The following is a 24,324-nucleotide window of genomic DNA, read 5'->3' on the forward strand; positions in this document are numbered from 1 at the left end:
GCCTGTTCCAGCGTGTTCAGGACTAAATCTTACCCTTTGGTTCCCCGATAGAGCCCTGCAATCCCAAAGTTATAGGGCGTCCAGCTCACATTGTGAAATCCCGTATCTCGCATAAGATCCAGCATTTCCTGCGGTGGGGGGAACTTCTCTACAGATGCGGGAAGGTAGGCATACGGTCCTGTAACCCCGGAAATAACCGAACCGATTGCGGGCAGGACTCGACGGAAATAAAAGGCATAAAGCATGCCCAGTAAGCCGCCCGGTTCGCTGAAGTCTAGAATCCCAAGTTCTCCGCCAGGTTTCAGCACCCGATGGAATTCTTCCAATCCCGCCCGGTAATTAGCTAAGTTCCGGAATCCAAAAGCGCTAGTGATCAGATTCAGAGACTCGGAGGCGAGGGGCAAATGCAATGCGTCGGCTTCAACGGCGACAACATTGTGTTTGAAGAATTTATGCGTTCCCCGGACGAGCATGTTATGGGAGAAATCTGCCGCAACGATAGGGTGGCTTTGTGGTGGGCGGTGCTTCAGGAGAGACATGGTCATGTCTCCCGTCCCACAGCAGATATCGAGGACGGCTGCCTCGGGATTGGTAAGGATGTGGCGGAATCTTCGTGATGTCCGCCACCACCATAGCCGGTCGATGTTGAAGGAGAGCACATGGTTCAGCAGGTCATACTTGGGTGCGATAGAGTCGAACATCTCACGGACTGCATGTGCGGCAGTCTGTTCGTCATGCGCTCCTGCTGGTTGTGCTCCCAAAGTCGTCATGGAATTTAGGCGTAGATCTCTCTCGCACTGCTGAGCATTGCCTGGCAAGCCTGTTCAAGTTCTTCAACTGTGACGTCTTGAACAACTATGGAATCTCCGATTCCCTTAGGCAGAACAAAGCGCCTGACACCAGCCATGTTCTTTTTATCGTGGGCGGTGGCTTCCACTAGCGATTGAGACTTCATCGTCAATGGTGGAAGCGGGCCATAAAGGTAAATGGTGCGGCTCATGCGCTCTGCCTGGGCTGCGGTGACCAGTTTCCGTGCCTTGGCAATTTCCAAAGCGGCAATCATGCCCCAGGCCACAGCTTCTCCGTGCAATAGCTTGCGGTATTTTGTGACCGATTCGATTGCATGTCCGACGGTATGTCCGAAGTTCAGGATCATACGCAGGCCGGATTCTTTCTCGTCTTTTCCGACAACTTCAGCTTTCATGCGAATCGATGCGGAGATGACGCGTTCGAGTGCTTTTGTATCCCGGCTAAGCACTTGGACGGAGTTGCGCTCGATGAAGGAGAAGAGCTTCGCATCCCGGATGATTCCGGCTTTGATGCTTTCAAAAAGTCCTGCCCGAAGTTCCCGCTCCGGAAGTGTTTGCAGAAAATCGACATCGGCGAAGACGGCTTTGGGATGGTGGAAGCTGCCGATGAGATTCTTCCCTTCGGGCAGATTGACTCCCGTTTTGCCTCCGACCGAAGAATCCACTTGGGCTAGCAGTGTTGTTGGGACCTGAACGCAATCGATTCCACGCATGTAAATCGCAGCAAGGAATCCGCCAACATCACCGACAATTCCTCCGCCAAAGGCGATTAACAGGGAGGAGCGGTCGGCTTTGGCCTCGGCCATTTGGCGGGCCAGCGTTTCGATTGAACGCAGATGCTTGAAAGATTCGCCTCGTGGCAAGAAAAGCACTGTCGGTTCGATAGAGAAGGAGGCACGAAAGCGCTTCCCCCATAAAGCCCAGATTTCGGGCGAGGTGAGTACGAAGATGTTTTGCGGCTTCCGGCCAAGGGCACGATAGATCCGCTTCTCGAGCGAAGCGAGAAGACCGCTTCCGGCCATGACCGTGTAACTAGCGCTTGCTGTTTCTACCGGAATCTTTTGCACGATGTACTCATCGTATCGTAGATGCGGGTCCGCAATCCTCAGGAACTGTATGGCTTATGCCCTGAACCTGCAGCGGATGGCAAAACGCGGTAGCCTCAAGATAGGGAGCATCCGGTGGATATAGATTTCATTGTTGTTGGCTCTGGTATTGCAGGATTACGAGCAGCGATTGAATTGGCGGAAGCAGGACGCGTGTTTCTGGTGACTAAGGACAAGCTCCAGGAGTCGAACACGCATTACGCGCAAGGCGGGATTGCCGTCGCCAGGGGAGGGGAAGAGGATGTTGCCCTGCACCTGGACGATACCGAGGCTGCCGGTGATGGCCTTGTGGCCCATGATGCGGCAGCCATTCTGGTCTCAGAAGGCTCCATGCGCGTTGAAGAGTTGCTGCAATGGGGTGTTCAGTTTGATCGTGTCAATGGCGAGCTGATTCCGACCAGAGAAGGAGCTCATAGTCTGCCGCGAGTGCTCCATGCAAATGGCGACGCAACCGGAGCAGAAATTGCCCGGACCCTGAGTCTGCATACCCGATCCTCTTCGAATATCACCATTGCGGAAGAGACTCTTGTCATTCATTTGCTGGTCGAGGACGGCCGGACGGTTGGCGTTGAGGTCCTCGATAAAGAGAACACGATAAGTCAGATCCGGGCACGTGCGGTGCTGCTGGCCTGCGGTGGGGCCGGACAGGTCTATAGCGACACCACCAATCCAGCCGTAGCTACGGGCGATGGCATAGCTCTTGCCATCCGGCATGGAGTTGCTGTTGCGGATATGGAGTTTTACCAGTTTCATCCCACGGCTCTGAGCCTGCCCGGCGCACCTCGTTTCCTGCTCAGTGAGGCTTTACGGGGGGAAGGCGCATATCTGCGCAACGACAAGGGCGAGCGCTTCATGGAGCGCTATCACAAGCTGTTGGAGCTGGCGCCTCGTGATGTTGTAGCTCGCGCTATTACCAAAGAAGGATTAGGGGATCACCCGGGAGAGCTCAGGACTGTCTATCTGGACATGCGCCACGTGACAGGTGTGGATCTGACGGTACGCTTCCCCGGCATATCGGCAACTTTAGCGAATTACGGACTATCGCTCCAAAACGACTTGATTCCGGTACGTCCGGCAGCTCATTACCTGATGGGTGGTATCAAGACCGATATGCATGGGCGGACCTCGCTTCGTGGTCTCTATGCGGCTGGAGAGGTGGCCTGTACGGGCGTCCATGGTGCTAATCGGCTGGCAAGCAATTCACTTCTGGAAGGATTGGTCTTTGGAGCGCGTGCTGCTTCCGCAATGAAGGCGGAACCCGAAATCTCTCGAGGGGAGACCTCTTCCCGGCAGATTACGCCTGCGGATGACTCTGAAGTTGATGGCATCATCGAGACGCTGCGGCAAACCATGTGGCATTATGCAGGGCTTTTACGAGATGAAGAGGGCCTGAAGCAGGCTTGTTCTCAGATTCACTCGGTACAAGACAAGCTGGAGCACAAAAAGCTGGCTCCATTTTCAAGAAAGACGGAAGAGGCCCGCTCCATGTTCTACGTGGCTTCAATGATTGTGAATTTTGCCCTCAGGCGGAAAGAAAGCCGTGGCGGGCATTTTCGCACCGATTTTCCACAACGTGACGACGTGCATTTCGCCAAGCATTCTGTCTTTGGTCCGACGTCTGCAGATTCAGCAAAGAGCTTTCGTTACGAAGCCTGGTGAGTACGGGCGTGAAGTTCCTTCCGTGCGGGGAATATCAGTGACAGCACCACGCAGACAAGCAGAATCGTCAGGATGACCCCCAGGGAGAGGAGAATCGGTATCTCGACCCAGCTGTTGATCAACATCTTTGTTGCTACAAAGGCCAGGATAGCGGCCAGACCGTAATGGAGCATGTGGAAGCGATCCAGGAATGCCGAGAGAGCAAAAAAGAGCGAACGCAGTCCGAGAATCGCAAAGATGTTTGAGGTATAGACGATAAACGGAACGCGCGTTACTGCGAGGACCGCGGGAATTGAGTCCAACGCAAATATCAGGTCCGTTATTTCTACAGCCAGAATGACCGTAAGGAATGTGCGCAACCGAAGCTTCTTTGGAGCAACAGGGTCGCGCTCAGGTATCCATCTGTTCCAAAAAGAGGAGGGTTTTTCCTCCTTCTGCGGGCGAACCAGACGGATAGCTGCGATAAGCAGAAATGCTCCGAAGATGTATTGCACCCAGCCAAAACGTTCCAGCAGCGCAACTCCGGCAGCTATGAATAATGCTCGCATCGCAACGGCGCCGATGATTCCCCAAAGCAGTGCTTTGTGCTGTTCCTTGTGGGTGAGATGGAAACTGCGGAACATCAGCAGGAAGACGAACAGGTTGTCTACGCTGAGAGAGGTTTCGATCAGATAACCGGAGGTAAACTCAAGCGCGCTTTGGCGACCCTCCATCCAGTAGATCCAGACGGCAAATCCCGCAGCTAGCAGGGCCAGGAAACCGGTCCATATCCAGGCGACTTTTGTAGACAGGCCGTGCTTCCCACGTGAAAGAACCAGAAGATCTACGAGAAGCAGTATAACCACGAGTACGTGGAAGCCAATCCAGAATGAATACGGTACGCCTTCGAACAAGTTCAGCTCCTGAGAAGCTTAGTGTTGGTTCAGGAGCCGGATCGTCTCCAGAAAGGTATCACCCGCAATTGCCAGGCTTCTGGCGCTCAGCTTGTCCATAGAGTCTTGAACTGTATGGTGGTAGCTGTTATCCGGCCCGTAGTCGATATCGATGACATCGGCACAGGGAACGCCACGTTGAACAAATGGGATGTGATCGTCGTCGATCATGTTTTCATGCGCAAAGAAATGCGACTGATAACCAAACCGGGTGGCTGCTTGTTTTACTGTATCCAGCAGCCACGGGGTTGAGTTTGTATCGCGATCGATGTCCAGATCTTTATCGCCGATCATATCTGCCAATAAAAATCCTTTGATGCGCTTGAGCGTTCCATCATTCTGCCATTTTGCAGCCAGATGGCGGCTGCCATAGGTGGAATCTGTACGAGACCACCTTTCAAAAGCCTCTTCTCCATCGAAAAAGACCAGCCAGACGCTGTACCCATCAAGGGTTCGTCCTCGGAGGCGATTGGCCAATTCAACCAGCAGTCCGGTTGTCGCCGCTCCGTCATTTGCACCGACGAAGCCGGTATTCCTCAAGGGGTAGTTGGTCTCATAGTGCGTCGCCAGGATAATGACACCATCCTTCTTGCCGGGAAAGCGCACGATGAAATTGTGCATCGGCATAGAGCCTTCCGGCGTGCTGGCGACAAAGCTATCGTCTTCCAGATGGTCTTTTAGAAACTGCCTGCGCAGAAAAGCTTCAGCTTTTCGATGGCCTCCGCCTCCGACCCAGCGAGGACCGATAGCGGCAAACTGTCTGGTGTATTCCAGTGCACGTTGACCATCGAAATGGGCTATCGGTGCGGCGTGCACTGGATTCGGAGTGGAAAGCAAAAAGGCAAAAGCAGCAAACGCCAGCTGCTTCAGTAGCCGTTTCATCCCGCAGCCTGCTCTTTCTTCTTGCGGTGGCTCGGATGGACCCAGTATGCGATGCCGATACCGAACACATAGAGAACGAGCATTGGAGCAGCAAAGACGCACATGGTCAGGATGTCCGGTGTGGGCGTGATGATTGCCGCGATGATGAAAATAACCAGAATTGCGTAGCGGATATTCTTCCAGAGCCACTTGGCATTCACGATCCCGAAGAGCGCGAGAAAAAAGATCAGAATTGGCAGCTCAAAGGTTATACCCAGGCCCAGAATGATCGACAAGAAAAAGCCAGTGTACTCGGGAATCGTGATCATCGGTGTGAAGCGATGACCGTACTCGATGATGAGGATCTTCAAGGCTCCCGGAAGAACAAATCGGTAGCCAAAGAAGGCTCCCGCGAGGAAGAGTCCGATTGTGGCCGACAGAAATGGCCAGATATAGCGTTTCTCGTTGGCATAGAGTCCCGGCGAGATGAATAGCCAGACCTGATGCAGGATGAAAGGCGATGCCAGAATCGCTCCACCCATCAACGCGGTGTACAGGTAGAGATTGAACGCATCAATCGGGTGCGTCATGACCAGATTCAGATGAAGGTGGTCCAGAGGTTTTTGCAAAATGCCGTAGAGCTGCTCACGAAAGATGTAAGCAACGATAAAACCCAATCCAAGATAGAGGGCGGAACGGATAATCCGTTTCCGCAGCTCTTCAAGGTGTTCCAACAAACTCATTCCGGGCAATTCAGCGCGTTCGGAAACGGCTGTCCGGGCACGATCGACTATATCTTCATCCATGATTTGGGGCGGCCTCACCGGATTCCATCGCCACCTGCGCCGGGGTGTCGTTTGCAAGAGCCGTGTCCAGGGGCGCGGCTTCTACAGAGTCTTTTGATGGGGTCGAGAAATCAGGCCGGTCAGTGCTGACTGGAGTTCCAGTCGAGGGGGGCATGATGGTCTGGTTGTAAATCTCTGGTTCCTGAGGTTCTTGAGAGCCTGCAGGCGTACTTTCCGCCTGCGTGCTTGTCGCTTCCGTCGCTTGTGATTCCGTGCTGGCGGTGAGCGTTAAGGCAGCTTGACGTTCCTGATCCAGTTTCTTTTGCCGGTCAGACTCTTCGGCAGCCCGTAGTTCATCCTCGATCTGCAACTTGAAGTCATTGCTGGCCTTGCGGAATTCATACATCAATTTACCGATTTGCCGGCCAATTTCCGGCAAACGGCGAGGCCCAAAGACCACCAGGGCCAACACCATAAGGAAAAGCATGTCGGGGGCGCCAAGGGACGCTCGTAAAACTATGGGCTGCAGATCCATCGTTCCTCATGATACTCGGCTGACGGAGCATGGAACAATCGCACTGGTCACAGGAAGAGAGGGATCCCAAATGCCTATAAGCAAAGGGAAGGATTGGGCTTCGGGTTCTGGCCGCAGCATGCGCCAAGGCGATCTCCGATCACATGGAAAATCCATGCCTTACCCGTACTTTTGTCTCTCAAAATGCTACCCAGTTTTGTCTGTGACAGCTCCGTTTTTGCCGACTCTGATTCTGTAGCGTAATTCCTCTGTTCTGATGGGATTGTTACGCCTGTATTACACTGTAAAGGATTCGTTCCCTGCACTTGCATCAGTATTTCTGCATCGGGTGTTTGGGCAATGCATCTACTTTTAACAGGGCTGCAACATCCCCGTGGGTTGGGTGGATGACTGGCAGCGAGGAACAGGTAAGCTCCTCGTTAGCCTTTTAGCCACAGCGAATCCACTGCCGCCTGGAATTGCTTTCAACATCCCCGCTCGGGGCCGGAAACCGGCCGTCGAGCTGAAGGCGGAAGCCGTGAATTTACTTTTGGAAGAAGCTGTAGAGCAGCCGTCTGCTGTTAGCGAAAGCTGCTCACTTGAAAATTATCTGCAGTTGCCCGATCACTCCATGGACGGACGAATCGCAACTGCTCGCGAAAAGCTTGGTTCTAGCACAATCCTGTTGGGTCATCATTACCAGCGAGATGAGGTGATCCGCTTTGCGGATTTCACCGGCGATAGCTACAAGCTTTCCAAAGTTGCCGCGGAGACCGATGCGCGGTACATCATCTTCTGTGGCGTGCATTTTATGGCGGAAAGTGCTGACGTGCTGGGGAACGACAATCAGCAGGTCATTTTGCCCGACCTGAATGCCGGTTGTTCCATGGCCGACATGGCCGACATCAGCCAAGTAGAAGATTGTTGGGAATCGCTCGAGCGCCTGGGGCTGACTACAAGTCTTATCCCCCTGACCTACATGAATTCAACGGCTGCGATTAAGGCCTTCTGTGGAGAGCGGGGCGGCTTGGTCTGTACCTCGTCCAACGCTGGCAGTGCCTTTGATTGGGCCTTTGCCCGTGGGGAGAAGATTCTCTTCCTGCCTGATCAGCATCTGGGCCGCAATACCGGATTTGCAAAGGGTATTCCCCTAAATGAAATGGTCGTCTGGGATCCCTATCAGATCAATGGTGGTGTGTCTCCAGACCGGTTGAAGGCAGCCAAAATCATCCTTTGGAAGGGGCACTGTTCCGTTCATCAGCGCTTTCTTCCTGATCATGTGGATCAAGTTCGGGCCAAGTATCCCGGAATCCAGGTGATCGTGCATCCTGAGTGCCGCTGGGAGGTCTGCCAGAAAGCCGATGCCCTCGGTTCAACCGAAAGACTGATCAAACTGGTCGAAGACGCTCCCCAAGGCACGATGTTTGCTGTCGGGACTGAGATCCATCTGGTTAATCGCATGGCTCAGAGATTTGCCGCGGAGGGCAAGAAGGTCATCACTCTGGATGACACCGGCTGTCTGTGCACGACGATGTACCGCATCTCCCCTCAACATCTGGCTTGGTCATTGGAAAACCTGGTGGAGGGACGCATCGTGAATCGTATCAAGGTGCGAGACGATGTGAAGGCCTGGGCTCGCGTAGCGCTTGACCGCATGCTTGAAATTAAGGCCTGAGATTAGAGGCTACTAATCTGATAGATAATATGTAGGGTGGGAGGGCAGATTTTTACCGTCTTCCCACTCCTCTGTGACGTACATGAAGATTTTTACCCTAGACGAAGCGCAATCCTTGCTGCCGGTTCTTGAGTCACTCCTAAAGCGCGCCATGGAAACAAAGGCGGCTGTCGAGGATATCGAACAGGAGCTGCAGGAGCTCGCACGTCGTATTCATTTTGCAGGCGGGCTCTGGGTTGATGCGCCCAAAGTTTTTCGCCGCCGGGCCGAGTTGCAGAAGCAAGTCGAGCAAGTGAAAGAAATTTTGGAGGAGATCGACTCCATCGGAGTACAAGTTAAGGATCTGAACTCCGGACTTCTGGATTTTCCCTGCCGCTTGGAAGAAGATATTGTCCTGCTTTGCTGGAAGATGGGTGAGTCTTCCATCGGGTACTGGCATACCCAGGAGTCGGGCTATGCAGGACGTCAGCCTATTGATGAACGCTTCCAGCGTCGTACCCGTCCCAACTAAATCCAAAATCCTAAATTCTTTCGACCTGTCAAAAAACAGGGAGAAGTTCATTCTTTTTCTGTTCGATAAATATTAATACTTAACAGCTTTTGACAAATAATAACTTTTATTGTTTACTAGGAGATGTGAACGCGATGGAGTCAAAACACTTTCGAGAACTCTGTGCGCAGCATGGATTGGCGGTGACGCATCAGCGTCAGATCATCTATGAGGTGCTGCAGGGCATGGTGGGTCATCCCAGTCCGGAAGAGGTTTACATGCGCGTTCGCAAGAAGATCCCTGCGATTTCTCTTGCAACCGTTTACAAGAACATCAATCTATTTCTAGAGAGTGGACTGTTCCGCGAGGTCAGTCTGCACCATGGTTCTTTGCGTGTGGAGACGAACAGTCATCCGCACCATCACCTGATTTGCACGTCATGCCGTTCGATCTATGACATCGAAGAGCGTGACCTTGGCTCTTTACAGGTTCCCAGCAAGCTTGCCGGAGGTTTTCTTGTGACGCGTCTGGCAGTGGATGTGATCGGTCTCTGCCCTGCATGTCAGCAGAAACCTACAGAGGAAAGCGGCGCCTGCCCGGAATCCAATCAACCCGATCAACAACCGTAAAACACAAAGAGGAGTAATTACATGCTTGGTGTTGGCGAGAAGTTCCCCAATTTCGAAGTAACTGCTACCGTTAGCCTGGAGAAGGGCAAAGAGTTTCAGCAGATTACGAACGAATCGTTCCCCGGCAAGTGGAAGGTCTACTTCTTTTGGCCGAAGGATTTTACCTTTGTCTGCCCGACGGAAATCGCCGCTTTTGGCAAACTGAATAGCGAGTTTGCTGCTCGTGATGCCCAGGTTCTGGGTGGCAGCATCGATTCCGAGTTTGTCCATCTGGCTTGGCGCAATAACCACGCCGATCTGAAGGATCTGCCTTTCCCCATGCTGGCCGATATTAAGCGCGATCTGACTGGACAGCTAGGCGTTCTGGATCCGGCGGCTGGTGTTGCACAGCGCGCCACCTTCGTCGTCGATCCTGAAGGCATCATTCGCTTCGTTTACGTTACAGACCTCTCTGTGGGCCGTAATCCACAAGAAGTCCTGCGCGTATTGGATGCGTTGCAGACCGACGAGCTCTGCCCCTGCAACTGGCAGAAGGGACAAGAGACCCTTCACGTCTAAGGTGTTTACCCCTTGGGGCGGTACTTCCCCCGCCCCATTTCCCATTTTGAAGGATAAAAGGAGTTTGTAATGCAGCTGGACCAGTTGATTGATAGCCTTCCCGATTACGCGAAGGACCTTAAGTTGAACTATTCAACTTTGGTGAGGAACAATACCGAGCTGACGCCGCAACAGCTTTGGGGAACTCTGCTGGCCAGTGCTTTTGCTACTCGCTGTGAGTCGTTGACGCAAGCGGTGGCGGAGGCCGCGGCCCAGAACCTTACCCCCCAGGTAATGGAAGCTGCAAAAGCTGCTGCAGCCATCATGGGGATGAACAACATTTATTACCGTTTCTTGCATCTCTCTTCAAACGAGAAGTACGGGACCATGCCCGCAAAACTTCGTATGAATGTGATGCGGACTCACGGCGTCGACCATATCGATTTCGAGCTGTGGGCATTAGCAGTATCCGCCATCAACGGTTGTGGGAAGTGCGTGGACTCCCACGAGAAAGTTGTGCGGGAAAAAGGTGTCAGCGAAGAGCTGATTCTGGCGATTGTTCGCTTGGCTTCCGTAGTTCATGCGGTCGGTGCTGTAGTCGATGCTCAGAGGGTATTGGCTTCGGAACCCGTCGCTGTCAGCTAGATAAAACAAAAAAGAAGAATCTGGCTTCCCCGAGAAGGCCCGCAAGCAAGTAGCTTGCGGGCCTTTCCATATTAGGGCAGCTGGAAAATTTCCAAGCTAAGCTCATTTCTCCTCATTCCCCTCATCGGACCCAAAGGCGATTTTTCTGGCGCGATAATTGTTCCGGGTAAAAATGTAGTCTTGATCTTCCGTGCATTGATCGTGCACTAAAGAGGAGAATTTTCTGCTAAGTCAAAGCGGCATTTCTTCTGTAGTGAGCTCGGGGTTGTAGAGTGGCAATTTCCGATAATGGAGCGCAGCATCCCTTGCCGGGATACCCTTTGAGTCGGAACAGATGGCACAGCAACTTTCTGGAGCTCTTCTCTCCTTGCTGCTTGTTTACGGTCTTCCTCCGGGAGTCCAGGAGGGTTGCCATTCGGTATTTGCCAGCCAGCGTATGGGTGCCAACATCGATTGAATCGCCCCTGTCATAAAGGAGAAATCGATACGAGAGAGATCGTCGCTAGGCCGGTGATAGTCCTGGTGAAGTCCAAAGCTGGAGATGGTGTGAGCGATTACTCCCTGGCGGGCAAGGGAGAAGTTATCAGAACGTTCAAAGAAATGCTGCTGCGGACGTGGATCATTTTCCAGCCGTGCTCCGTGCTTCACTAACTCCGAACCTAAGTTTGAACGGTCATAACCTGTTAGCCACAGATATCCGCCAGGAACTGCTGGATCTGGACGTCCGATCATCTCGAATTCCAGATTCGCAACAATGTTCTTGAGTGGTAGAAGAGAGTGTTCGAGGAAGTAATTATTTCCGAGGCCACCGATCTCTTCTGACCCGAAGAGGACAAAGAGAATTGTTCTCTTCGGACGATGGCCTAAAGATAGTGCTCTGGCCAGTTCCAATACAGAGGTGCTTCCGGAGGCATTGTTGTCGGCACCGTTATAGATACTGTCTCCAGCAGTAGCCGGTCCGACTCCCCCTGTGATTGATATGAGCCGTGAGCAGAATGGCTTCTTCTTTCGTCTTTTCTGTGGATGAGTGGTGGGATCCTCGCAGGATGCCGATGACATTCCATGTTTCCGTGTGAGGTATTTTTTCAAACTTCTGTATTCTTTGAACTATCTTGGCGGGAAGTGGCTGTTGGATAGGGACTCTCTGTAGAAAGCCTTGATTGCCTCCTGGCTCAAGGCCAAAGGATGCGAACTGTGCTGCGGGCCCAGCGTGTAGCGGCGGCTTCATCCGGCGTAGCCGAACCACGTCCGCGAAGGTTGTCCGAAGCAAGGTATGACATATCAGAGCGTATGCAGGAAGAACAGACCAGAGCCGGATTTGCTTGTGCCTGCAACCGTGAGGTCGGCAGAAAGTTTAGTATCAGCATGAGAGCAAGAATCGCGACGCGACGATTGGGCTTCATGTCTTCAAACATGATTTTGCGCAGTATAGATCTTCCGCTCCGCTCCGGAGCTCAGCAGGAAAGGGATTGGCAGTGAGACCGAGCAAATGGTGGAAAGGGACGGCATTAGGTCTGCTTGTATTGTTGACGGGATGCGGCGGTAATTTTTTTCAGCCGGTCAACGGTGGAGGCAATGGCGGTGGAGGGGGCAGTACTACCTCTAGCGGATATTTTTATCTAGGGAATTACGCTTCAACAACTCTGGCAGGCTTTAACGTCAACACCAGCGGAAAGCTTAGCGCGGTTGCAAACAGCCCGTATAACTTTGCGAACGTGATCTTCAATACACTCGCTGTTACCCCTTCCAACAGCTTTCTGTATGCATCCGTTAACACTGATATTTTGGGTGCAATTTATGTCTTCTCGATCAGTTCCACTGGCGCACTGACGGTTGCGAATGGTGGAAATGCCCTAGTTACAAGTGTTTTTCCAGTCAGCATGAAAGTCGATCCGTCCGGGAAATGGTTGTTGGTGGCAGATGCAAATCCCGTCAGCCTGCAAGTGTCCTCCTACGGAATCAACACCTCGACAGGAGCGTTATCGACAGGGAGTAGCGCGTCATTAACTAGTGCAGGGAATGGTCAGCTCCCGGTCAGTTTGCTCGTCACGCCCAATGATGCCAACATCTTTGTTTCACGAGGGACAGGTGGCGTCGATACCTTCACCTTTAGTTCCTCAACCGGTGTCATAACACAATCGCTTCATGCTCCGACGTTAGACGCGAGAAACGCGGATCAAGGAATGGCAAGCGATGCAACTAGCCAATATCTCTTCTTAGCGGAAACAAACAATGGCGGGTTGAGAGTTCTAAAGATTGGGAACAACGCCTCGATCAACGACATCAAAGGTTCCCCTTTCGTAACCGGAGCTGGACCCAGAGCCGTGGTTGTTGATCCCTCAAACACATATGTTTATGTAGCAAATTATGGTGATGCCACAATCAGTGGTTTTTCTTTTGCTGCGACCACTGGGGCGTTTACGGCGCTGAGCGAGGCCTCCTTTTCTACCTGTGGAAATCCTGTGGATCTTTCCTTCGAGCAGACAAAGACCTATCTGGGAGTGGCCTGTAGTGCCAGCAATCCGGACTTTCAGGTATTCAAGGTGGATACAACAACACCAGGGAAACTCGTTTCGGTGACTACAACTGCTTCAGGTCCCAACAATGCAGCCGGAAATCCCATATCTTTAGCCGCAACGAGATATCAATAACGGTTCAGAATTCGGGATGATTTGAACACTATTCAGGGTAGGGTCAGGTTTGACCCCCCTAGTTTTGCACTGCTACACTGCATCCAGCATTAGCAGACAGCCCTCTTTTGTGTGTTGCCTGCCAGTCCTACCTTTTACGAAGGACTTCTGAAGGAATTCCGTGGATACACAGACTCGTCACGCGCTGAAGCAGGATAATTTTGTTCAGGCAACTACCTCTGGTCTTGGATGGCTCCAAGAAAACCGTTCGCGCGTTCTTAAAACCGTCTTACCGCCCGTGATCGTTGTCGCGGCAGTGGTTATTGGAATTATTGTATGGAATCAACGATCTGAGCAGGCTGACATTGCTCTCGGCAAAGCGATGACCACCTATGGAGCGCCGCTTGCCCAGCCGGGACAGCCTGCACTTCCTGGGACGTATGCCACTTCGGCGGATCGTGCTCGCGAAGCCAACAAGCAGTTTCTGGATGTGGCGCAGCACTACGGAATGCTGGGAGCCGGGAAGCAGGCCCACTATTTCGCTGGCCTAACCTACTCCGATCTCGGACAGAATGGCCCTGCGGAAGCTGAGCTCCAGAAGGCGGCCGATTCCGGTAATAGCAGTCTGTCACCTCTAGCGAAAATGGCCTTGGCAGGACTTTATCACCGTACAAATCGTGATTCCCAGGCAATTGAGATCTACAAGCAGTTGATTGCCAAGTCTTCCGATTCCGTACCGACAACCGAGGCGCAGCTTGCTCTTGGTGAGCTTTACCAATCGGCCAATAACATCAGCGCTGCGAAGGAAATATACGCAAAGCTGAAGGATACCGATAAGGACACAGCTGCCGGCAAAATCGCCGATCAGAAATTGGCTGAATTGAAGTAACCGAAGATTCTCTTTACCGGGCTCGCGGTGCATAGTCACCTGCGAGCCCTTTGTATTTTGTATCCTTGAACTGCGATTTTGTGGCCGCCGGGGCTTTCTGCGAGCGGAACCTTCTCCTGGTGCGTCACTACTTTAAGGAAATCGCATGAGCACTTCCTCGGTTCAGATTACAGGGGCTCAACTCGCAGGCTGGATGGGAAGCACTTTCACCTCGGAGCAGGAAGAAGCGGACAATAGCTCTGCCGCTATTACCGCTCTGGTCGAGCAGTATTCGACTGTGTTGTACCGCGTTGCGTATTCGGTGACTCGGAACATTGCCGAGGCGGAAGATGCGGTCCAGGAGACCTTTCTGCGGGTGTTGCGCCATCGCGATGAGCTAGGAGAGATCCGAGACCATCGGGTCTGGCTGATCCGCATTGTTTGGAATATTGTTCTCGATCGCAAACGCCGGGCAAAGACACGTCCCGAGACAGAAGACATCGAAGAGTTTGCCCGATTGCTGGTCGCCTCGGATGTTTCCGCCGTGGATCATGCGATTGCAGCTCAAGAGCACACATACATCCTGAAGCAGATCGACCGACTCCCGGAGAAGGAGCGTCGTGTCCTGTTATTGTCTGCCTTCGAAGAATTTTCGACTGCTCAAATAGCCTCTATTCTGGAGACTACGGAATCGGCCGTGAGAGCCCGCCTCTTTCGAGCACGCCGGCAATTACAGACTGCAATGGAAAAAGAACGGAGGCTGGGATGAAGCAGCCGCCCAAGGAACTACTCAAAAAGAAAATTACCCCAGAAGATACTTTGCGTTTGCTCTCTCAGGTAAATCCTCCCGAGGGGTTGTCCGGGCGTATAGAAGCTCGGCTAGCTTCAACACGGATCAGCGAGCCCGAACCCGAAAAGAGGAAGTGGTGGCAATTTTCTTTTCTCACCGCTTTCCCGCGGACTGCAATGGCATCCTTGCTAGTCTGTGCAGTGATTGGAGGCGGAATTGGTCTCTACCGTTCTCATCGGTCTTCGATGCTGCCTCCTCCGATTCGGTTGAACTCCGGTGGGATGGGAGCTGCAGGTGCTGTCAGGGTAGCTCCTGCTGGAATCGTCGCGCCCGAGGGAACTTCTCCTCGGCTAGCTCCGAAGAACTCGCGTGGACGAGCTGTGATTCCAGAGGGGCATAAACCCCGTCCGAAAGGCGTGGCTGTTCCTAATACGCCTCCTCCCTCAGATAAGGATAGTGGCCAGGAGAAGTAGCCACCAGGCGGGCTCCAGACCTCTCCCTTACGCAGCTATTTATTGAAAGCTCCGTGTCCAGGTAAAAGGACACGGAGTACCGATTTTCAGTCCATCTTCTTGCTGCCCATATGTCCTTTGACGCAACTCGATCCCACTTAAGAGATAAGCTCAGCTTTCTGGTTCAAGTGCCCGGAAGAGCATGTGCAAAATAGCCAGCACCAGCGCTCCCCAGAAGGCAGGAATAAAGCCTGCAACGTAGAATCCGGGAACCAGGCCGCCGGCCACACGAAGGATGATGGCGTTGATCACCAGGAAGAATAACCCTAAGGTCAGGATGGATAGAGGTAAGGTAATGATCTTCAGTATGAAGCCAAGCGTTGCGTTCAGAAGTCCGATAATCACAACAGCAACCAAGGCCGAGACAAAGCTACTCACGTGAAAGCCCCGGACGAAATTGGCAACGATCAATAATGCCACCGCGTCAAGGACCCAGTGCAGGAGTAGGCGGATCATAGCAGGAGTTCCTTTCTTCCAAATTTACATAGCAGCGTACAGTAACACCACTCGATAAATTTAGAACAGTTTCCCTTTCCGCCAAAGAAAAGCGGTACTTCACCAATATTTGGATTCGGCGTAGTAACGCTGGAATTGCTCTAGACGGGTTCTTGGATACCTCTACCAAGTGCGTCAGAAGCATTAGGCCAGAATTCCTTTTTCCTGCGAAGGAAGATCTTGGGGTCTACCCCATTGGCAATTCGCTTCTTTGGAAAGAACTCGTCAATGGTACGTTGGACGAGATATTCGGGAGAGGACAGAAACGATTTGGCAAAGGAAGTTGCTGCCGAGAAGAAGTTACGCTTCGACATCTCAATGTTGAACTTTCTCAACAGATTCTTGGCATTGATGTAACCATCCGGCACTAGAGATTCCAGGATTGGCCGGATCTCCTCTTCAGGTCTTGGCTGCAATCCCCAGATGTGGGAGAGCAAAAGATATTGGATATACAGACCGTGTACCAGATTAAGCCGCATCTCCGTTGTCGTGGCCTGATTGCCATGATGCCGATAGCCGAGGAGCACTTCAGGGATTAGGTGGATATCGCTTTCGAGAGCCATTCTCCACCACATGTCGGCGTCCTCACCTGTCGATTGCTGGCGGTATCCACCAATAGAGAGAGCAACATCGCGATTGAGCACGACTGAGGGATGGCAGAAGGTAAGCAGGTATCCGTCCTGTACCGTTTTCCGCAGTTCTTCCGGTGTCCCTAGCGTGGTTCGAAACTGGCCGACGGCTTTTCCGTGTGGATAATATTCTGCCAAGGAGTAGAACATCCCAGCCTCGGGCTGCTCCTTTACCGCTCGCAGAATGCGCTCGATTCGGTTGGGGTAAGCAATGTCATCTGCATCCTGTCGCACAAGCCAGGGCGTGTCGATTTCCCGAAGCATTCGATTGAGCGTTGGAACAAGCCCGGCTTTAGCCTGCCGAATAATTCGCAGACGCGGATCTCTGAGAGATTCCATATATTCAACGCTGCCGTCGCTGCAGTCATCGACAATGGCTAAAATCTCGAAATCCTTCTCTGTTTGCGACCAAAGGCTCTCCATCGTCTCAGGCAGATAAGGCATCGATTTGTAGATGGGAAGACCGATCGTAAGCAGGGACATATTCCTTCCTTAGATGCTCAAAGTTAAAAATCTAGCAGCTTCCATCAGGGCACAACGCGCTCCTAAAAACGATAGGCACTCTCTTCGAAGGAGGAACGGTTGTTACCCAAAACTTTCTATGCAGCAACTTCTCTTACCACGGCGCGCTTATTATCCCTGTTGCGCAGGTAAATCAAAACACCCCAATTCAGAAGACCTAAACCTCCATCTGTTATTAGGCTGGACCACGCTGCTCCTTTCCAGGAGTAGTGCGGGATCATATAGAGATTGATCAGGAAGTTAAAGGCCGCTGCGATAAATTGCGCAGAGGTGCGATATCGCTGATAGCCCGCACCGGCGAGGGCATCTCCTGCGCTCAAATGAAAACACCGGAAGAGCGGCAAAAGGCAAAGCCACTGCAAAGCCGAAATGCTTTGAGCAAAGCTTTTGCCGATCAGATGAGGAATAATGGGTGCGCAGACAAGGAGCCCGATAGCGGCGAGAACTCCGAAGATTGCCGTTTTGCTCAAGATCTTTGCTGCATAACGTCTCGTATGTTCGATACCGTCAAATCCCATCCGGAAAAAGCGGGGCATTGCAGCGGCATGAATGGAGCGTATCGGCAGGGTACTCATATCGATTAACCGATACGCCATGGTATAGATGCCATTGGCCTGGTTCAATCCGAAATGAGCCAGCATCGTTTTGTCTATATCGTTGTAAATCGAAGTCGTCGAATAGGCGACGGCATAGCCTATGCCTTCTGCTGCATTTTTGCGAACCAACGAAGGTACGAACTTCGGTTTGCCAAAATAATAAGTAACTGTCGAAATAGCTAAAAAGAGAGCAAAAAAAGATACAGCCAATGCTGCATAAGACCACTGCTTAGCAGTTGCCGAATGGAACGTGAACATCATTACAACGGCAATGATCAGCCGGAAGGTATTCACGAGCAACGTCAGAATGGCGGTGATCTTAAGCTTTTCGTAGGCCTGGAATATCTGACCTGTCGACTCGGCAAGCTTCCCGCAAATGCAATCGCCGATGGCAACTATCGTCAGAATAGAAGCGCTTTCTTTGTTGATTAGCCAATGTCCTGTCCAATGAAGCATGAGAACAAGGAAGGTACCCATGCCCAAAGTGGAGAGAAGGATATTCCCCCAATAAGAAGCAAACTTGCTGTGATCTGCGCTAACGTAACGAAGGAAAATAACTCCGGAGCCTAGAGCACTGTACTGGCTGATAATCGAAACAAGCGCAACTGCACCAACGTAAATACCGTACTGTGTGCTTCCAAGCAGACGAGCGATTATGACAAAGTACAGGGCCTGGACGACAAAAGCCATCCCTTGCCCCAGAAACATCCATCCGGCGTTTCGCGCCAGTGTGCTATTCCAAGCTTTCGCTATAGCGTTCTTAATCATGACCTGAGTGATTCGATGACATTCCGGTAGTGATGGTGAACGGCCTGCCACGTGAAATTCTTCTGAAAAGAGGTGTATCCCTCTCTTGCCAATCGACTTCGGTGCCCGGGATCGAGAGCTAAGAGCTCCAGAGCTGCAGCCAATTCCTGGCTGGAATTCGGTGCAACAAGAATAGCTCCTCCCTCAAAAAAGACTTCGGGTATACCACCTGTATGAGTAGCCACAACAGGAAGCGCCGAAGCCATGGCCTCGACATTGATGGCTCCAAAGGCTTCATGCCATACAGAAGGGCAGCAAAGGATATCGGCATCCCGAAATTGAGCTCCCAGCTCTTTGAGTTCCAGATATCCGCAAAACTGGACATTGGGAGTGGCTGCTTTTCGTAATTCATCCAGGTAAGGGGTAGAGGCATCGCTCCCAAAACTAGCGCCCCCCACGATCTTTGCTACCGCGGGAACCTTTTTCTCGTGTAGGAGACGCATGGCCTCCACGAGGACGTGTACCCCCTTCTGAGGAATGATCCGGCCGACAAAGAGTACTACCGGAGGACGACCATTTCGCGCGGACACTTGTTCCGCCGGTAGCGGGAAAAAGATGGAGTTATCTGCCCCATTGGGAACTACTACGGATACATTTTCAAGATAAGGGTGCTTGCCTAGCGATTCATCGCGAAGAAATTTGCTGCAAAAGACAATCCGGTCTGCGCCGAGATTTCGAATCATCGAAGAGGGAGCATCAACTATGTGAGAGTTGTGCATGTGCAAAACGAGTCGGGCACCACGTTTTTTTACCAAAGGAGAAAGTGCTGCGGCAAATTCAGGGCGATTCTGTATCCATACGATATCGCCAGCATTAAGATCTTGCAGTCCGTTCTTTATGGCGCTTTGAATAAGGTACTTCTTTACAATCCATGGTTCGCGATGTTTTGTTACATTTACAAAACCGCGGTACCGTACTAATCCGGGCAAGAGCCTGACTCGGCGGTCAGAAAACCCCCAAGTATCGTCAGCTTCAGGGCAGAGGACGATTGTGTCCTCGTCGTCCTTGACAACATTAGCCGTCCAGCGAGATGTTCCCCCTCCGTAGTATGCGGAAAATGGTTCTGCTTCGCTGAGTACTTGGAAGATCTTGCTTTCCATCCTTCTCCATTGAATTCGGGGCAGATTAATTGAGGATGAAGAACCAATCTACGCAGGTTCTTTCCCGTCTTCATCCAGTTCGAAACAACCTAAAGGTTGCAAAGCTTCACTCTCTGGGGAACGAAAAATTGCAGAAACAGAATGCCCCTTTTCTAGAACAATTCCAGCGTTACTATACCGAAACCAATCTTGGGTGAAGCGCCGCTTTCTTTGGCGGAAAGCGGCGTAAGCCTTCGTAGATTCCAGGGTATAGATGCGCTGGTTTTGCTCTAGAATCCCACTGCCTTCTTCTGGTAGACCCCGGGCTGGATAGAGAATCCAGCTGCACTGGCATCGGAGTAGAACATCTTTACCGTATCGAGTGAATACTCCGTCAGATCCTTCCCTACCAGCTTCAGCTTAGCCAGGATGTCTGGGGTTGCCGTAATGATGTGGCAGCCGATTTCATCAGCCTGGAAGACATTCAGCAATTCACGAGGGCTTGCCCAGAGCAACTCCGCCTTTGGATGATCCTGGAGAACCTCCAAGCCCTGCTCCATAATCGGAAGCGGATCGACGCCCGTGTCTGCGATGCGGCCGGCAAAGACCGAGATGATCGCCGGTGTATTCGGATTAAGAGCGTCAGCTACCTCGGAAATCTGATCCAGAGTGAGCAATGCGGTTACATTGAGTATGACGCCGTCATTGGAGAGCGACTCGATAATGCTTCCGGTAAACTCCCCCTTGGTATTCGTAACTGGAATCTTCACGTTTACGTTTGGACCCCAAGTGGCAATTTCCCGCGCCTGATCTTCCATTTCGGCAAAATCGTCGGCGAAGACTTCAAGGGATATCGGACGATCAGGAACAGCGGCAAGCACCTTGCGCCCGAATTCCTCGTAATCGGAAATTCCAGCTTTCCTCATCAAGGTAGGATTTGTGGTGAAGCCCTTGATATAGGGTTTTGCGTACATGCTAAGGATGCTGTCGAAATCGGCACCATCGCAGAACAATTTGATTTTGAGCTGATCTATGCTTGGCACGTCCCCTCCATTGGTATCGGGTTAAGTCGATCTTTTCTTAACAACACTCTCCGAAATTCCCGGAAAGCAATTCTTCCGGAATGGTTTTCGGATGCACTTACTGCTGGGCCAGTGCAAATCTGCGGGCATAATTACTATGATTTACTCTGATAAATAATCAATTAATAACATATCAATTACTAGCTTGGGCGCGTCGACGCTGAGTAAACAACAATTGTTTCGCGACTAGAAAGAGGAACTCCACATTCCCGATCAGGTATCTACGCCATAGGCGCCGGGGCTCTTTTACAAGCCGATAGAGCCACTCTGTACCGGATCGTTGCGCCCACGCTGGAGCTCGTTTACGTAAACCGGCTTGCGTGTCGAAGGCGGCGCCTACCGACATTGCAATGCCTACCGGAAGAGAGGGGCAATTCTCTCCCATCCAGATCTCTTGTTTTGGGGCCCCAAAAGCCACAAAAAGAAGATCCGGTTTGGCTTCGGCAATTTTCTGCCGCACACGAGCGCTTTCGACTTCATCTTTCTCAAACCCGTAGGGCGGGCAATAAGTTCCGATAATATTTAGCCCGGGGTATCTCTCCATCAAGCGGACTGCCGCCAGTTCTGCAGCCCCTGGAAGTCCACCCAAGAAAAAAACAATAAAACCATGTTTTGCACTTTCAGCGCATAGTCTTTCCATGAGTTCTCCGCCAGGAACCCGCTCCGGGACTGGAGAGCCTAGCCATTTCGATGCCAGGACTACCGAGATTCCGTCTGCGGGTGCAAGGCTGGCTGAACGCATTGCGCGTGCAAAACCAGGATTTTTTTCGGCTAAGGTAACTAATTGAGCGTTAGGTCCGACAATTAATGCCGGAGGTGCATCTCCTCGCGTTTTCAGATGATTCACTGCCCACTGTGCAGCTTCGTCGAAGTTCACGCGATCGACGGGCAGAGATCCGATGTGGCATCGAGGTAATGAAATCGTCTTTGGGAAAAGCAACAGATCCTGTCGCTTTTCTTCACCAGCATTTGAACGAAGATCTTCCGACGAGACGCCATTTGATGCGGAGCTTAACCCCATTCCAATTCCTTCCATTCCTGAAAATTGCTGTATCTATGCCGTCGGCAATCACATTGCTGCGTAGAAAACTCCTTGTGAGAATTAAGGAGTTCAAATGCGAGATGTGAGCCCGTTCCGACGCGAGAAAGCCGTGCTTTGGCAGGGACTCTCAGCCAGCCTCATCTTCATCTCATGAGCTCTTAATGGTGCTGTTGCGCGAAATCCTTCTGGTAAATACAGCATTGAGCCGTAAACAGGAATCCTTACAGTAATCAGGTTCCGCATTGGCTATTCACTCGATGCCATTGGTTAAGATGCTGTGCCGACGGGTTTTGGATGCCTTCGCCGAGAGGGGAATATTTAAAAACAGGTATTAATTTTCACTCTATTACCAAATAGGTAACGTATCTTGAGTTTTCAATCCATGTTTATTGTGATTACCCTGCGGAGTCAAGAAAAAATGCTGTAAATGCTGGATGTGAATTGATACTCATGTTTCCGTTGGCATAAAAGAATGGTACAGTACTATGTAGTTAATAGTGTGCTAGGCCGCTCGTTTTTGGATGCCGGGCATATTGATCTTCCTCCCTCACGCAGAAGGATTTTCCGCAACGTCTTAAGGATTGAAAGTTTTCTCGGAGGCGGTCTGGAAACGTCAAAGCATTTTGTTGATCAGTTAACGAAGTTGGAAGCGGTGATTCGCATCTCAAACGCATCTTATGTAGATGTATCTGCTTCCGCGAATCACTCCGACTAGAGCATTTTGGATTTCGGCATAGAAGAACAAGTAGAGGTACATGTTGCCATACTGCCAATAAATGATCGTTCCGAAAGGGGCTGATCACTCTTCCTTGCTAAAAGTAACCATGCTCCAGTTATCTGTCATCGCCAACATTTTTGATTTTGAATTTTGGAATCACGGAGGTCGTAGAAAGCTGTTTATGCCCGCAAATTCTTCTCGTGTCAGCCGGAGATATTTCATCGTAGGTGGCGCCGGATTTATTGGAAGCCACTTCACCGACAGGTTGTTAAGTGACCCCGAAGTACAAGCCGTAACGCTCTACGACAACTTCTCCTCTGGTCGGGAATGGCATTACGAGCACCATCGTAATGATCCTCGCCTGAAGGTTGTTAGGGCGGATGTCGGCGAATTGAACTGCCTGGTTGCATCCATGAACGGGCACGATGTTGTTATCCACCTCGCCTCGAATCCCGATATCGCCAGAGCCGTTACGGAACCGGAGATCGATTTTTATCAAGGCACAATGTTAACCAACAACGTTGTGGAAGCGATGAGACGGTCCGGTGTTCCGCGTCTGCTCTATGCCTCTGGTAGTGGAGTCTATGGTGAATTAGGGGAGATTGAAGCTAAGGAAGACCAGGGTCCCCTGATTCCTGTTTCGACTTATGGAGCCAGCAAGTTATCCGGAGAGGCACTGATTGCCAGTTATTGTTACATGTTTGATCTGACGGCCTGTGCTTTCCGCTTTGGCAATGTAGTTGGTGCTCGCCAGACTCATGGGGTGGGTTTCGATTTCGTAAGAAGATTGACTTCCGATCCCTCACGGTTACGTATTTTGGGTGACGGCCGTCAAAGCAAATCCTACATTCATGTTTCCGACGTTGTTTCAGCGGTCTTACATGCAAATGAGCATTGCAAAAAGCCGTTTGAGGTCTTCAATGTTGCCACCGGAGATTACATTACGGTCACGGAAATCGCCGAATTGGCAGTGGAATGCATGAGCCTCAAAGAGAAGCCGGTATTTGAATACACAGGTGGCGATCGCGGATGGAAGGGCGATGTACCGGTAGTGAGATTGAATACCGATCGGATCAAAAGCTTAGGGTGGACCTGCAAGCACAGCGCGAAGGAAGCCTTGAGAAATTCTATTCAACAACTGATGAGCGATGAACGCACAAGCCGCATCTAATTCCATACCGAGGATTGCATTGTTGGCGGGGGGGCTGGCTACGCGCCTCCGTCCGATAACCACAACCATACCGAAATCGATGGTGCCGGTTGCCGACAAGCCCTTTATTGCACATCAAGTCGAAAACCTTGTAGGCCAAGGCATCACTGAGATTGTTGTTTGTTCCGGCTATTTAGGAGAGCAGATTCAGGAGTTTCTCGGCGACGGAGGGCAGTTTGGAGCCCATGTTCAATATTCCTTCGACGGGGAGAAGCTTCTGGGGACAGGGGGTGCTTTACAGAAGGCACTTCCGCTCTTGGGTGAAGAATTCCTGGTGATGTATGGCGACAGCTACTTGTCGGCTCCCCTACTTCCCGTTTGGAATGAATTTCTTCGCTCCGGGAAGCCCGCTCTTATGACTGTGTTTTGGAACGGAAACCAGTGGGATAAGAGCAATATTGAATTCCGCGACGGCTCGATTGTGAATTACGACAAGGCAGCGCCAACTGCAGCAATGGAATACATCGATTACGGGCTGGGTTGCATTCGCGCCAAAGTATTTGAGTCCTGGCCCAAGGACACCGCCTTCGATCTGGCGTCGGTCTATCACGATCTCGTAAAAAAACAGCAACTTGCTGGTTTTGAAGTGAAAGAACGCTTCTACGAGATAGGATCACCCGCTGGGTTGGCGGAGACAGACGCATTGCTAAGACAGATTGCTGAACAGAAGCAACCCCCAATTCTTCAAAACTGACGCGAGGG

26 protein-coding genes are annotated in these 24,324 nt (G+C 51.6%); 12 read left to right on the forward strand and 14 right to left on the reverse strand.

Features of this window, described 5'->3' with window-relative positions:
• Positions 1-29 precede the first annotated feature (29 nt).
• Positions 30-770, reverse strand: a complete 741-nt coding sequence (locus AC6I7T_RS19955) for a ubiquinone/menaquinone biosynthesis methyltransferase (protein ID WP_497789293.1) — start codon at positions 768-770, stop codon at positions 30-32.
• Between the two features lie 5 nt (positions 771-775).
• On the reverse strand, positions 776-1,876 hold the full coding sequence (gene aroB / locus AC6I7T_RS19960) for a 3-dehydroquinate synthase (RefSeq protein ID WP_497789294.1): 1,101 nt from the start codon (positions 1,874-1,876) through the stop codon (positions 776-778).
• A 114-nt stretch (positions 1,877-1,990) separates the two neighbouring features.
• Here aroB and nadB point away from each other — a divergent pair, with 114 nt between their 5' ends.
• Positions 1,991-3,574 carry an L-aspartate oxidase gene (nadB, locus tag AC6I7T_RS19965; RefSeq protein ID WP_497789295.1) on the forward strand — a complete coding sequence of 528 codons (1,584 nt, stop codon included), beginning with the start codon at positions 1,991-1,993 and terminating at the stop codon, positions 3,572-3,574.
• Here nadB and AC6I7T_RS19970 read toward each other — a convergent pair.
• From AC6I7T_RS19970 to AC6I7T_RS19985, 4 genes are read right to left on the reverse strand one after another with little or no spacing between them, the layout of a single operon-like run.
• Positions 3,559-4,467, reverse strand: coding sequence for a TerC/Alx family metal homeostasis membrane protein (locus AC6I7T_RS19970; protein WP_497789296.1), 909 nt, complete (start codon positions 4,465-4,467; stop codon positions 3,559-3,561). The genes nadB and AC6I7T_RS19970 overlap by 16 nt on opposite strands.
• A gap of 18 nt (positions 4,468-4,485) precedes the next feature.
• Positions 4,486-5,388: a M28 family peptidase gene (locus AC6I7T_RS19975; RefSeq protein WP_497789297.1), complete on the reverse strand. Its 903-nt coding sequence runs from the start codon at positions 5,386-5,388 to the stop codon at positions 4,486-4,488.
• On the reverse strand, positions 5,385-6,173 hold the full coding sequence (tatC, locus tag AC6I7T_RS19980) for a twin-arginine translocase subunit TatC (RefSeq protein ID WP_497789298.1): 789 nt from the start codon (positions 6,171-6,173) through the stop codon (positions 5,385-5,387). Before tatC ends, AC6I7T_RS19975 begins: the two co-directional genes overlap by 4 nt.
• On the reverse strand, positions 6,166-6,687 hold the full coding sequence (locus tag AC6I7T_RS19985) for a Sec-independent protein translocase subunit TatA/TatB (RefSeq protein ID WP_497789299.1): 522 nt from the start codon (positions 6,685-6,687) through the stop codon (positions 6,166-6,168). Before AC6I7T_RS19985 ends, tatC begins: the two co-directional genes overlap by 8 nt.
• A gap of 517 nt (positions 6,688-7,204) precedes the next feature.
• Here AC6I7T_RS19985 and nadA point away from each other — a divergent pair.
• The 5 genes from nadA to ahpD all read left to right on the forward strand — a co-directional run bounded on the left by nadA (position 7,205) and on the right by ahpD (position 10,642).
• Complete coding sequence (gene nadA / locus AC6I7T_RS19990; RefSeq protein ID WP_497789300.1) at positions 7,205-8,341, forward strand: quinolinate synthase NadA; 1,137 nt, start codon at positions 7,205-7,207, stop codon at positions 8,339-8,341.
• Positions 8,342-8,423: 82 nt separating this feature from the next.
• Positions 8,424-8,852, forward strand: coding sequence for a DUF2203 domain-containing protein (locus AC6I7T_RS19995; RefSeq protein ID WP_497789301.1), 429 nt, complete (start codon positions 8,424-8,426; stop codon positions 8,850-8,852).
• A gap of 134 nt (positions 8,853-8,986) precedes the next feature.
• Positions 8,987-9,460 (forward strand): Fur family transcriptional regulator, encoded by a 474-nt coding sequence (locus AC6I7T_RS20000; RefSeq protein WP_497789302.1) that lies wholly within the window; start codon positions 8,987-8,989, stop codon positions 9,458-9,460.
• A gap of 21 nt (positions 9,461-9,481) precedes the next feature.
• Positions 9,482-10,018 (forward strand): peroxiredoxin, encoded by a 537-nt coding sequence (locus AC6I7T_RS20005; protein WP_497789303.1) that lies wholly within the window; start codon positions 9,482-9,484, stop codon positions 10,016-10,018.
• 69 nt (positions 10,019-10,087) lie between these two features.
• Positions 10,088-10,642 (forward strand): alkylhydroperoxidase, AhpD family, encoded by a 555-nt coding sequence (gene ahpD / locus AC6I7T_RS20010; RefSeq protein ID WP_497789304.1) that lies wholly within the window; start codon positions 10,088-10,090, stop codon positions 10,640-10,642.
• A 378-nt stretch (positions 10,643-11,020) separates the two neighbouring features.
• On the opposite strand, the gene AC6I7T_RS20015 is transcribed toward ahpD, so the two are convergent.
• Together AC6I7T_RS20015 and AC6I7T_RS20020 are read right to left on the reverse strand one after the other, a co-directional pair.
• Entirely contained in the window at positions 11,021-11,701 is a 681-nt protein-coding gene (locus AC6I7T_RS20015; protein WP_497789305.1) for a M28 family peptidase, read from the reverse strand.
• A 113-nt stretch (positions 11,702-11,814) separates the two neighbouring features.
• Positions 11,815-12,045, reverse strand: a complete 231-nt coding sequence (locus AC6I7T_RS20020) for a hypothetical protein (RefSeq protein ID WP_497789306.1) — start codon at positions 12,043-12,045, stop codon at positions 11,815-11,817.
• 72 nt (positions 12,046-12,117) lie between these two features.
• Here AC6I7T_RS20020 and AC6I7T_RS20025 point away from each other — a divergent pair, with 72 nt between their 5' ends.
• From AC6I7T_RS20025 to AC6I7T_RS20040, 4 genes are all read left to right on the forward strand, one after another.
• On the forward strand, positions 12,118-13,293 hold the full coding sequence (locus AC6I7T_RS20025; RefSeq protein WP_497794628.1) for a lactonase family protein: 1,176 nt from the start codon (positions 12,118-12,120) through the stop codon (positions 13,291-13,293).
• A gap of 160 nt (positions 13,294-13,453) precedes the next feature.
• A complete protein-coding gene (locus AC6I7T_RS20030) occupies positions 13,454-14,161 on the forward strand; it encodes a tetratricopeptide repeat protein (protein WP_497789307.1) in 708 nt (235 codons plus the stop codon).
• Positions 14,162-14,306: 145 nt separating this feature from the next.
• A complete protein-coding gene (locus tag AC6I7T_RS20035; RefSeq protein ID WP_497789308.1) occupies positions 14,307-14,909 on the forward strand; it encodes an RNA polymerase sigma factor in 603 nt (200 codons plus the stop codon).
• Positions 14,906-15,403 (forward strand): hypothetical protein, encoded by a 498-nt coding sequence (locus tag AC6I7T_RS20040; protein ID WP_497789310.1) that lies wholly within the window; start codon positions 14,906-14,908, stop codon positions 15,401-15,403. The genes AC6I7T_RS20035 and AC6I7T_RS20040 overlap by 4 nt, the downstream gene beginning before the upstream one ends.
• Before the next feature lie 150 nt (positions 15,404-15,553).
• On the opposite strand, the gene AC6I7T_RS20045 is transcribed toward AC6I7T_RS20040, so the two are convergent.
• The 6 genes from AC6I7T_RS20045 to AC6I7T_RS20070 all read right to left on the reverse strand — a co-directional run bounded on the left by AC6I7T_RS20045 (position 15,554) and on the right by AC6I7T_RS20070 (position 21,673).
• Complete coding sequence (locus AC6I7T_RS20045) at positions 15,554-15,898, reverse strand: phage holin family protein (RefSeq protein WP_497789311.1); 345 nt, start codon at positions 15,896-15,898, stop codon at positions 15,554-15,556.
• Between the two features lie 140 nt (positions 15,899-16,038).
• Positions 16,039-17,049 carry a glycosyltransferase family 2 protein gene (locus AC6I7T_RS20050; protein ID WP_497789312.1) on the reverse strand — a complete coding sequence of 337 codons (1,011 nt, stop codon included), beginning with the start codon at positions 17,047-17,049 and terminating at the stop codon, positions 16,039-16,041.
• Positions 17,050-17,165: 116 nt separating this feature from the next.
• Positions 17,166-18,503 (reverse strand): flippase, encoded by a 1,338-nt coding sequence (locus AC6I7T_RS20055; protein ID WP_497789313.1) that lies wholly within the window; start codon positions 18,501-18,503, stop codon positions 17,166-17,168.
• The gene (locus AC6I7T_RS20060; protein WP_497789314.1) at positions 18,449-19,591 is read right to left on the reverse strand and encodes a glycosyltransferase family 4 protein; all 1,143 of its coding nucleotides are present in this window, start codon (positions 19,589-19,591) and stop codon (positions 18,449-18,451) included. The genes AC6I7T_RS20055 and AC6I7T_RS20060 overlap by 55 nt, the downstream gene beginning before the upstream one ends.
• A 269-nt stretch (positions 19,592-19,860) precedes the next feature.
• A complete protein-coding gene (locus AC6I7T_RS20065) occupies positions 19,861-20,613 on the reverse strand; it encodes a transaldolase (RefSeq protein WP_497789315.1) in 753 nt (250 codons plus the stop codon).
• Between the two features lie 172 nt (positions 20,614-20,785).
• Positions 20,786-21,673 carry a WecB/TagA/CpsF family glycosyltransferase gene (locus tag AC6I7T_RS20070; RefSeq protein WP_497789316.1) on the reverse strand — a complete coding sequence of 296 codons (888 nt, stop codon included), beginning with the start codon at positions 21,671-21,673 and terminating at the stop codon, positions 20,786-20,788.
• Positions 21,674-22,593: 920 nt separating this feature from the next.
• On the opposite strand from AC6I7T_RS20070, the gene AC6I7T_RS20075 reads away from it, so the two are divergent.
• Together AC6I7T_RS20075 and AC6I7T_RS20080 are read left to right on the forward strand one after the other, a co-directional pair.
• Entirely contained in the window at positions 22,594-23,583 is a 990-nt protein-coding gene (locus AC6I7T_RS20075; protein WP_497789317.1) for an NAD-dependent epimerase/dehydratase family protein, read from the forward strand.
• Entirely contained in the window at positions 23,561-24,316 is a 756-nt protein-coding gene (locus AC6I7T_RS20080) for a nucleotidyltransferase family protein (RefSeq protein WP_497789319.1), read from the forward strand. Before AC6I7T_RS20075 ends, AC6I7T_RS20080 begins: the two co-directional genes overlap by 23 nt.
• Positions 24,317-24,324 lie beyond the last annotated feature (8 nt).

The sequence above is a fragment of the Humiphilus diazotrophicus genome, from assembly GCF_059726315.1.

Excerpts from the sequence above, each read along its gene's own strand:
- AC6I7T_RS20070 (WP_497789316.1), bottom strand. The coding sequence starts at position 21,673 with ATGGGGTTAAGCTCCGCATCAAATGGCGTCTCGTCGGAAGATCTTCGT.
- AC6I7T_RS20045 (WP_497789311.1), bottom strand. The coding sequence starts at position 15,898 with ATGATCCGCCTACTCCTGCACTGGGTCCTTGACGCGGTGGCATTATTG.
- AC6I7T_RS20035 (WP_497789308.1), top strand. The coding sequence starts at position 14,307 with ATGAGCACTTCCTCGGTTCAGATTACAGGGGCTCAACTCGCAGGCTGG.
- AC6I7T_RS20060 (WP_497789314.1), bottom strand. The coding sequence starts at position 19,591 with ATGGAAAGCAAGATCTTCCAAGTACTCAGCGAAGCAGAACCATTTTCC.
- AC6I7T_RS19955 (WP_497789293.1), bottom strand. The coding sequence starts at position 770 with ATGACGACTTTGGGAGCACAACCAGCAGGAGCGCATGACGAACAGACT.
- AC6I7T_RS20080 (WP_497789319.1), top strand. The coding sequence starts at position 23,561 with ATGAACGCACAAGCCGCATCTAATTCCATACCGAGGATTGCATTGTTG.
- AC6I7T_RS19985 (WP_497789299.1), bottom strand. The coding sequence starts at position 6,687 with ATGGATCTGCAGCCCATAGTTTTACGAGCGTCCCTTGGCGCCCCCGAC.
- AC6I7T_RS20040 (WP_497789310.1), top strand. The coding sequence starts at position 14,906 with ATGAAGCAGCCGCCCAAGGAACTACTCAAAAAGAAAATTACCCCAGAA.
- tatC (WP_497789298.1), bottom strand. The coding sequence starts at position 6,173 with ATGGATGAAGATATAGTCGATCGTGCCCGGACAGCCGTTTCCGAACGC.
- AC6I7T_RS19975 (WP_497789297.1), bottom strand. The coding sequence starts at position 5,388 with ATGAAACGGCTACTGAAGCAGCTGGCGTTTGCTGCTTTTGCCTTTTTG.
- AC6I7T_RS19995 (WP_497789301.1), top strand. The coding sequence starts at position 8,424 with ATGAAGATTTTTACCCTAGACGAAGCGCAATCCTTGCTGCCGGTTCTT.
- AC6I7T_RS20005 (WP_497789303.1), top strand. The coding sequence starts at position 9,482 with ATGCTTGGTGTTGGCGAGAAGTTCCCCAATTTCGAAGTAACTGCTACC.
- AC6I7T_RS20020 (WP_497789306.1), bottom strand. The coding sequence starts at position 12,045 with ATGAAGCCCAATCGTCGCGTCGCGATTCTTGCTCTCATGCTGATACTA.
- AC6I7T_RS20075 (WP_497789317.1), top strand. The coding sequence starts at position 22,594 with ATGCCCGCAAATTCTTCTCGTGTCAGCCGGAGATATTTCATCGTAGGT.
- ahpD (WP_497789304.1), top strand. The coding sequence starts at position 10,088 with ATGCAGCTGGACCAGTTGATTGATAGCCTTCCCGATTACGCGAAGGAC.
- AC6I7T_RS20050 (WP_497789312.1), bottom strand. The coding sequence starts at position 17,049 with ATGTCCCTGCTTACGATCGGTCTTCCCATCTACAAATCGATGCCTTAT.
- AC6I7T_RS20000 (WP_497789302.1), top strand. The coding sequence starts at position 8,987 with ATGGAGTCAAAACACTTTCGAGAACTCTGTGCGCAGCATGGATTGGCG.
- AC6I7T_RS20015 (WP_497789305.1), bottom strand. The coding sequence starts at position 11,701 with ATGTCATCGGCATCCTGCGAGGATCCCACCACTCATCCACAGAAAAGA.